General features: G+C 72.9%; 6 protein-coding genes and 1 pseudogene. 5 read left to right on the forward strand and 2 right to left on the reverse strand.

From position 1 onward, the window contains the following. Positions 1-72: 72 nt before the first annotated feature. From IH45_RS0116870 to IH45_RS0116885, 4 genes are all read left to right on the forward strand, one after another. The gene (locus IH45_RS0116870; protein WP_030668169.1) at positions 73-2,505 is read left to right on the forward strand and encodes a polysaccharide lyase 8 family protein; all 2,433 of its coding nucleotides are present in this window, start codon (positions 73-75) and stop codon (positions 2,503-2,505) included. Positions 2,506-2,765: 260 nt separating this feature from the next. After that, positions 2,766-4,349, forward strand: a complete 1,584-nt coding sequence (locus IH45_RS0116875; protein WP_030668172.1) for an acyl-CoA carboxylase subunit beta — start codon at positions 2,766-2,768, stop codon at positions 4,347-4,349. A gap of 54 nt (positions 4,350-4,403) precedes the next feature. Continuing rightward, complete coding sequence (locus tag IH45_RS0116880; RefSeq protein WP_030668176.1) at positions 4,404-4,610, forward strand: acyl-CoA carboxylase epsilon subunit; 207 nt, start codon at positions 4,404-4,406, stop codon at positions 4,608-4,610. 267 nt (positions 4,611-4,877) lie between these two features. Next, on the forward strand, positions 4,878-5,540 hold the full coding sequence (locus tag IH45_RS0116885; protein ID WP_030668179.1) for a DUF4360 domain-containing protein: 663 nt from the start codon (positions 4,878-4,880) through the stop codon (positions 5,538-5,540). 18 nt (positions 5,541-5,558) lie between these two features. Here IH45_RS0116885 and IH45_RS0116890 read toward each other — a convergent pair whose 3' ends face one another. Further along, entirely contained in the window at positions 5,559-6,923 is a 1,365-nt protein-coding gene (locus IH45_RS0116890; RefSeq protein WP_030668182.1) for an MFS transporter, read from the reverse strand. 215 nt (positions 6,924-7,138) lie between these two features. On the opposite strand from IH45_RS0116890, the gene IH45_RS0116895 reads away from it, so the two are divergent. After that, positions 7,139-8,905, forward strand: a complete 1,767-nt coding sequence (locus IH45_RS0116895) for a dihydroxyacetone kinase family protein (RefSeq protein WP_030668184.1) — start codon at positions 7,139-7,141, stop codon at positions 8,903-8,905. Positions 8,906-8,967: 62 nt separating this feature from the next. Here IH45_RS0116895 and IH45_RS0116900 read toward each other — a convergent pair. Then, positions 8,968-9,072, reverse strand: a pseudogene (locus tag IH45_RS0116900) (ATP-binding protein); the annotation flags it as partial.

Below are 9,072 nucleotides of genomic sequence, written 5' to 3' on the forward strand. Positions count from 1 at the left end.
CGCACCACCGGCCCATTCCGTACCGCGTACCGCACTCGCTGCTGCCGTCGACGCTCAGGGAAAGGATGGACCGTGCCGCCCTCCCCCCTCTGGTCCCGCCGCGGATTCCTCGGTTTCTCCGGAGCGGGCGCGCTCGGCCTCGCGCTGACGCCCGCGCTCACCGGACCGGCCGCGGCCGCGCACGCCGCCGACGGCGATCCGTACGAGCTGCTGCGCCGCCGCTGGCTCGGCATCCAGCTCGGCACCGGCTACGACCCCGCCGCCGAGCCGTACGCCGCCCGCCTGAAGGAGACCGGCGAGCTGGCCCGCGGCTTCCGTACGGCCATGCGCCCGGCCGCCGGCTCGCTCTGGCCCGACAGCCCCTTCGACCCGCCGGCCGGCATCACCCGCAGCTACAACCGCCTCGCCACCATGGTGCGCGCCCACGTCCAGCCCGGCACCGGTCTGACCGGGGACGCCGGCCTCGCCGCCGATGTCGTGAAGGGCCTGGACCACGTACACGACACCGTCTACCACTCCGGCACCACGCGGTACGGCAACTGGTGGGAGTGGCAGATCGGCAGCCCCCGGCTCCTCCTGGACACCGTCGCGATGCTGTACGGGCAGCTCGGCCAGGAGCGGCGGGAGCGCTACCTCGCCGCCGTCGACCACTTCGTCCCGGACGCCATGCTCGGCGACTACACCGGCACCAGCACCGGCGCCAACCGTGTCGACCTGTGCCGCGTCGTGGCGCTGCGCGGCATCCTCGGCCGGGCCCCGGCGAAGACCGCGCTGGCCCGCGACGCCCTGTCGCCGGTCTTCCCGTACGTCACCAAGGGCGACGGCCTCTACGCCGACGGCTCCTTCGTCCAGCACACCTGGGTCGCCTACTCCGGGACCTACGGATTCGTCCTGCTCGACGGGCTGGGCCGCCTCTTCCTGCTGCTCGACGGGTCCGACTGGGCCGTCACCGATCCCAAGCGCCAGATCATCTTCGACAGCGTGGAGCACGCCTACGCGCCGCTGCTCTACAACGGCCTGATGATGGACGGCGTCAACGGGCGCGCCATAAGCCGCGGCTATCTGCGCGCCGACGAGCGCCGGGTGATGCGCAGCGACCACTTCCACGGTCACGCGCTGGTCGCCGCCGTCGCCCTGCTGGCGGAGGCGGCCGCGCCGCGGGAACGGGAGCGCTGGCAGGCGATGGTCCGCGGCTGGATCCGGCGGGACACCGGTTATCCGGTCCTGGCCGACCGGCAGTACGAGGTCGCCGACCTGGCCCGGCTCAAGGCGCTCGCGGACGACGGCGGTCCGGTCGCGCCGGAACCCGTCGCCCACCGGCTCTTCCCGGCCATGGACCGGGCCGTGCACCGCCGCCCCGGCTGGGCCGCCGGTCTGGCCATGGCGTCGGACCGCATCACGTACTACGAGAACGGCAACGGCGAGAACCCGCGCGGCTGGCACACCGGTGCCGGAATGCTCTACTGGTGGGGCCGCGACTTCGGGGGCGACCAGTACACGGACGCCTTCTGGCCCACCGTCGACCCGTACCGCCTGCCCGGCACCACCGTCTCCACCAAGCGGCTGGCCGACAACGAGGGCGGCGGCTGGGGCGAGCCCAAGCCCGCCGCGCGGTGGGTCGGCGGGACCACGGACGGCGAGTTCGCCGCGGTCGGGCAGGACGTGCGCGGCCTCTCCTCCACCCTGCGCGCCAAGAAGTCGTGGTTCTTCGCCGCGGACTGCGTAATCTGCCTGGGCGCCGGGATCACCTCCCGCGACGGCGTGCCCGCCGAGACGGTCGTGGACAACCGCAGCCTGGGCGCGTCCGGGACGCCCGTCCTGACCGTGGACGGCGTACGGCGGTCCGCCGAGCCGGGGCGGCGGCTGTCCTTCCCGCGAGCCCGCTGGATCCACCTCGCCGGGCACGGCGGATACGTCTTCCCCCGCCTGCCGGGCAGGGAAGAACCGGTTCCGTACGCGCTCCGCGACACCCGGACGGGCGCATGGAGCGACATCAACACCGGAGGCTCGCCCGAACCCTTCACCCGCCGCTACCTGACCCTCTGGTTCGACCACGGAACCGACCCGGCGGACGCCGCGTACGCATACCTGCTGATGCCCGGCGCGGGGCCGCGCGCCCTGGCCGCACGGGCCGCCGACCGCCGCTGGCTGGCCGTCCTGGCCAACAGCGGCGAGCGGCAGGCGGTCGCGGTCCCGTCGCTCGGCCTGACCGCCGCGAACTTCTGGCAGGCCGGGTCGGCGGGCGGCCTGACCGTCACGGCGCCCGCGAGCGTCCTGCTGCGCGAGCGACCCCCGCGTGGCGGGCACGGGCGGACGGCGTCACTGTGCGTGGCCGAGCCGCCGCGCAGCGGCAAGCCGTTCGAGGTGGTCTGGGACCGCCCGGTCCGCGCCGTGCTCGCCGCGGACCCCTCCGTCACGGTCCTGGCGACCGCTCCGGCCCTGCGTCTGCGGGTCGTCCCGGGCACCGCCTGCACCACCCACACCTGTACGGTCGCCCCGCGCTGACCGGCCGTTCTCCCTGATCAAGGCCGGTTCCGGGGCCCGGCCGGGAGGCCGCGGCGCCTGGTCAAGCATCGGAGCACCACAACGCCGGCCGGTCGCGCTTTGTCGGGCCCATACATACCGATCGGGCCTTCCGGCGTGCCCGGCAGGCCGGACGCGGGCCACGTACAGGCGGCTTCTGTTCTGCCTGCCCACCAAATCGCTTCCGACGTTGTACGAAACCGACATCGGTTCCGGAGGCCCGGGACACGTACCGTCGATACATGACCACTGTCGAAGATGTGCCCGCTGAGGCGAACGATGCCCGCGGGCGGGTCGCCGAGCTGCACGCCATCCGTGAGCAGGCCCGGCGCGGCCCCAGCGAGCGGGCGACCGCGGCGCAGCACGCCAAGGGCAAGCTCACCGCGCGTGAGCGGATCGAGCTGCTGTTGGACGAGGGTTCCTTCCGGGAGGTCGAGCCGCTGCGGCGGCACCGGGCCACCGGTTTCGGCCTGGAGGCCAAGAAGCCCTACACCGACGGTGTGATCACCGGCTGGGGTCTGGTGCACGGGCGGACGGTGTTCGTCTACGCGCACGACTTCCGTATCTTCGGCGGGGCGCTGGGCGAGGCCCACGCCACCAAGATCCACAAGATCATGGACATGGCCATCGCGGCCGGCGCGCCTTTGGTGTCGCTGAACGACGGCGCCGGCGCCCGTATCCAGGAGGGCGTCTCGGCGCTGGCCGGATACGGCGGCATCTTCCAGCGCAACACCAAGGCGTCGGGGGTGATCCCGCAGATCTCGGTGATGCTCGGCCCGTGCGCCGGCGGCGCGGCCTACAGCCCGGCGCTGACGGACTTCGTGTTCATGGTCCGCGAGACCTCGCAGATGTTCATCACCGGCCCGGACGTGGTGCGGGCGGTCACCGGCGAGGAGATCACCCAGAACGGCCTGGGCGGCGCGGATGTGCACGCCGAGACCTCCGGGGTGTGCCACTTCGCCTACGACGACGAGCAGACGTGCCTGGAAGAGGTCCGCTTCCTGCTGTCGATGCTGCCGCAGAACAACCGCGAGCAGCCGCCGTCGGTGGCCTGTGAGGACCCCGCCGACCGCAGCGGTGACGCGCTGCTGGACCTGGTGCCGGCGGACGGCAACCGCCCCTACGACATGCGGGCGGTGATCGAGGAGCTGGTCGACGACGGCGAGCTGCTGGAGATCCACGAGCGCTGGGCCACCAACATCATCGTCACCCTGGCCCGGCTGAACGGCGAGGTCGTCGGCATCATCGCCAACCAGCCGCAGTCGCTGGCCGGGGTGCTCGACATCGAGGCCTCGGAGAAGGCCGCCCGCTTCGTGCAGATGTGCGACGCGTTCAACATCCCGATCGTCACGCTGCTGGACGTGCCGGGCTTCCTGCCCGGCGTCGACCAGGAGCACGGCGGCATCATCCGGCACGGCGCCAAGCTGCTGTACGCGTACTGCAACGCCACGGTGCCGCGGATCTCGGTGGTGCTGCGCAAGGCGTACGGCGGCGCGTACATCGTCATGGACTCGCAGTCCATCGGCGCGGACCTGACCTATGCCTGGCCGACCAACGAGATCGCGGTGATGGGTGCCGAGGGCGCGGCCAACGTGATCTTCCGCAAGCAGATCGCCGAGGCGGACGACCCGGAGGCGATGCGGGCGCGGATGGTCAAGGAGTACAAGTCCGAGCTGATGCACCCGTACTACGCGGCCGAGCGGGGCCTGGTCGACGACGTGATCGACCCCGCCGAGACCCGCGAGGTGCTCATCCGCTCGCTGGAGATGCTGCGCAACAAGCACGCCGACCTGCCCGCCCGTAAGCACGGCAACCCGCCCCAGTAGGCGCGGACGGCGACGACCCGATACCGACCGGATTTTTCGCAGACCGGAGAAGACGTGACCACTGTCGTTCAGACCAGCCCCATCCGCGTGGAGAAGGGCGATGCCAGCGAGGAGGAGCTGGCGGCGCTGACCGCCGTCCTGCTCGCCCGCGCCGCCCACCAGCCCGCCGCCGTCCCGGCCCGCCGGCGCGCCGCCAGCGCCCGCTGGCGCCGCCTGGAGCGTCAGCACGGCTTCCACGGCGCCGGCAGCTGGCAGCGCTGAACACGGCCGTCACCACGGGCCCGGTACTCCCCGCGAGTACCGGGCCCGTGGCGTTGTCCCGTCCGGTGGCCGGACGGAAGGCCCTTCGTTCGCTCCTCGGCCTTCGTTGCTGCGGCGGCCGAATCAAGGCGTAGGTTCGCACCGATTCCGGTGCCGGGAGCTGTCCATTCCGTGATCCCCGTGCTGGCATGCCCTCGTCATGGCGCTCCCGGCGTCCCCGTACCGCCGACCCGGGAGCGGTCCCCGGACGACCGGAAGGAAGAACCCATGCTCCGCACACTGGGTGCCGGTGCCGCCGCGGCATCGCTGCTGATCCTCGCCGGCGCGGCGTCCCCCGCCTCCGCCCAGGCCTCCCGGTTCGGCGACGCGCCGCCGGACGGCAAGATCACGATCAATGTCGCCACCGTCAACGGCTCGGGCTGCCGCCCCGGCAGCGCCGCGGTCGCCGTCGCGCCCGACAACACCGCGTTCACCGTGACGTACAGCGAATACCTCGCCCAGGCGGGCAAGGACAGCAGACCCACGGACTCCCGCAAGAACTGCCAGATCGCCCTGAACGTCCAGGTCCCGCAGGGCTTCACCTACGCCATCGCCCGCGCCGACTACCGCGGCTACGCCCAGCTCGCGCCCGGCGCCATCGGCCTCCAGCAGGCGGGCTACTACTTCCAGGGCAGCGCCCAGACCGACCGCAAGAGCCACCGCTTCACCGGCCCGTACGACGCCAACTGGCAGAGCTCGGACGAGACCGGGATCGACGCGCTGGTCTACGCCCCCTGCGGCGAGAAGCGCTACTTCAACATCAACACCGAGCTGCGGGTGGACGCCAAGGGCTCCGACCCCAAGCTGACCAGCTTCATGGCGATGGACTCCACGGACGGCAGCATCAACACCAAGTACCACTTCGCGTGGAAGCAGTGCCCCAAGCCGTAGCCGCCGGTCACAGGGTTCTCACGGAAGCCGGGTCCGGCCGGGCCCGGCTTCCGCGTACGGCGGGGCGACGGGAGCGGCGACGGCCGGGACCGCCCCGTCGCCGTCCCCGCCCGGCCCGGCGGCGGGCTCCGGCAGCTTCAGGTACAGCGTCAGGACGGCGGAGAGCACGTACAGCGCGGCAAAGATGATCACTACCCCCGCCGGGCCGAACGGGCCGAGGAAGACGCTCACGATGGCCGGGCCGACGAAGGCGGCGCCGCCCGCGCCCAGGTTGAGCAGGGCCATCGCGCCGCCCTTGTTGTCCGGCGCGAGGGCCGGGACCAGCGCGGAGATCGGGACGAAACCGGCCAGCGTGATGCCGTAGAGCATGCCGACGGCGATGGCCACCCCGTAGTGGCCGCCGACGGCCTTCGGCACGAAGTAGAGGGTGAGGGTGGTGACCGCGCAGCCGAGGCCGCCGAAGGAGGCGATGGTGCGCCGCCAGCCGATCCGGTCGCCGATCACCCCGAAGAGCAGGTTGCACAGCACGTTGGTGCCGTAGATGACGGCCAGCAGGGTCAGCCAGCGGCCCTGCCCGAAGCCCAGCTCCTCGCCGAAGAAGGTCGGCAGGAACACCAGGAAGCCGAACTCCGGCGCCGTGTTGATGATGCGCACCACGCAGCCGACGGCGACCTTCGGGTGCGTCCAGGCGATGGACAGGCTGGACAGCAGCGACTGCACGGGCCGCACCTCCGGCGGCGCGAGCCGGGCGAAGCCGGTGCGCTCGCGGACGCCGAGCAGACAGCAGACGCCGCCCAGGACGATGATGCCGAGCGCCACCCACAGGGTGCCGAACTGGCCGAACCACGGGTTGGTGACGCCCGCGACGAGCGAGCCGAGGGTGGGCAGGCCGCCGGTGAAGGCCACGTAGAACCAGCCGACCGCGGTGCCCATCCGGGCCGCCGGCGCGGTGGCGGTGATCCACACCAGGAAGCCGAAGGCGAAGAGCGGGTAGCCGAAGCCGCGCAGGCCGTAGAAGACCAGCATCAGCGGGTAGTTGCCCGGGCCCAGCGCCAGGACCAGGAAGAGCACGTCGAAGACGACCCACACGGCCAGGCCCAGCTGCATGACGCGGCGCGGGCCCCACAGGTCCGACAGCGCGCCGGAGAGCCAGGACGCGAGCATCACGGTCACGCCGTACGCGGTGATCACGTACGAGGCGTGCACCTCGGTGCCCGCGCCGTGTCCGGCCATGTACGGGGCGATGAAACCGGACTCGACCCCGTCGCCGACCATGAACAGCAGCACGCCGAGGTAGCCGAGGACCAGCGGCTTCGGGATGCCCAGCCGGTCGGGGAGCCGGTCGGGGAGGCGGTCGGGGAGCGAGAGCTGCGGTGGAGCCATGGACGCCTCCGGGCGGTGCGGTGCGGTGTGATGTTGGCAGCATGAAGCCTGTGAACTTCACATGCAAGATGTGATGCGGAGGCTTTTCCGGAGACTTCTTCACGGCTTCTGCGCGGCTTCTTGGCTACAACTGGGGTGGATTACGCCAGGAGGGGTGACGGGTATGTGATCCGGGTGTTAAATCCAACAAGGGACGAAACAAAGGAGTGAGCCCGATGACCACCACCCCCGCCGCCGGCCCCGGACACGACCCCGGGACCTTCCGTGAGGACTGGCTGGAGGGCCTGGCCGACGCCTACGCCCGCACGGTGCGCCGGGTCCCGGACACCTACGGGGTCGTCGGGCGGCACGCGCCGCGCCCCGGCAAGGTCGCGGTCGTCATCGGCGGCGGCTCCGGGCACTACCCCGCCTTCGCCGGGCTGGTCGGCCCCGGCCTCGCCGACGCGGCGGCCGTCGGCGACGTCTTCGCCAGCCCCAGCGCCGAACAGGTCTACCGCACCGCGCGGGCCGCGGACGGCGGCGCGGGCGTGCTCTTCAGCTACGGCAACTACGCCGGCGACGTGATGCACTTCGGCCTCGCCGCCCGCCGCCTGGCCGCCGAGGGCGTCGATGTCCGTACCGTCCTGGTCACCGATGACGTGGCCAGCGGCCCGCCGCCGGTCGAGGGGCAGCCGGTCGACCCGTCCCGCGACCGGCGCGGCGTGGCCGGCGACTTCTTCGTCTTCAAGGTGGCGGGCGCGGCGGCGGAACGCGGCGACGACCTGGCGGGCGTGGCCCGGCTCGCGGCCCGTGCCAACGCGATGACCCGCACCTTCGGTGCCGCGTTCGCCGGCTGTACGCTGCCGGGCGCGAACGAGCCGCTGTTCACCGTCGACGCCGGGACGACCGAACTCGGCATGGGCATACACGGCGAACCCGGCCTGCGGACCACCCGCCACCTCACCGCGTCCGAACTCGCCGACGCGCTCGTCGACAACCTCCTGCGCGAGCTCCCGGAGCCGCCCGCCGGGGGAGACGGGCGGGCCGCCGTCCTCCTCAACGGCCTCGGCCGCACCAAGTACGAAGAGATGTTCGTCGTCTACCGCCGGGTCAACCGCAGGCTGCGCGCCGCCGGACTGCGCCCGCACCGCCCCGAGGTCGGCGAATTCGTCACGTCCTTCGACATGGCGGGCGTCTCGCTGTCCGTGATGCTCCTGGACGACGAACTGGCCGAACTGTACGACGCGCCCTGCGACACACCGGCCTTCCGCAGCGTGCCGGGGCACCACGACGACCACCGCCCGGCGGACTCCGCGGCCGCCGCCCCCACGCCCGGCACGGCGGCGCCCGTACGCGAACCCTCGGCCACGGACCTCCCCGCCACCGCCGCCCTCCGGGCCGCCCTCGACCTGATCGCGGCCAACGAGGACGAACTCGGCCGGCTGGACGCCGTCGCCGGGGACGGCGACCACGGCATCGGCATCGTCCGGGGCCTGCGCGCCGCCGTCGCCGCGGCCCGTACGGCCGAGCCGGGACCGGCCGCCGACCCCCGCTCGGCAGGCGCCGCGCTGCTCGCCGCGGGCCTCGCCCTGGCCGACGCCTCGGGCGGCGCGTCCGGGGCCCTGTACGGCACGCTGCTGGCCGAGACCGGCGCCGTACTCGCCAAGGCCCGCGCCTACTCCACCGCGCTGTTCGCGGACGCCGCCGAAGCCGCGCAGCAGGCTGTCTCGGACCTGGGCGGCGCGCAGGTGGGCGACAAGACGATGCTGGACGCGCTGGACCCGTTCCGGGCCGAACTCCACGCCCGCGCCGCCGAACCCCTCCCCGGCGCCTGGAAGGCCGCCGCCCAGTCCGCCACCCGCGCCGCCTCCGCCACCGCGGACCTCACCCCGTCCCGCGGCCGCGCGGCCCGCATGGGCTCCCTGGGCCACGGCCACCCGGACGCCGGGGCGGTGTCGCTGTCGCTCCTCGTCACGGCGGTCGGCGACCATCTGAACGGCTAGCGCGGCCGCACACCAAAAACCCCCGCACCCGAGGTGCGGGGGTTGTCACGTCTCCGGGCCGGTCAGCGCAGGCGGGCCATGAGGGCGTGTTCGACGAGGGTGATGAGGGCGCTTTTGGCTTCGCTGCGGTGGCGGGCGTCGGTGGTGATGATGGGGGCGTCGGGGCC

Source organism: Streptomyces rimosus subsp. rimosus, from assembly GCF_000720725.1.
GTDB lineage: Bacteria > Actinomycetota > Actinomycetes > Streptomycetales > Streptomycetaceae > Streptomyces > Streptomyces rimosus_A.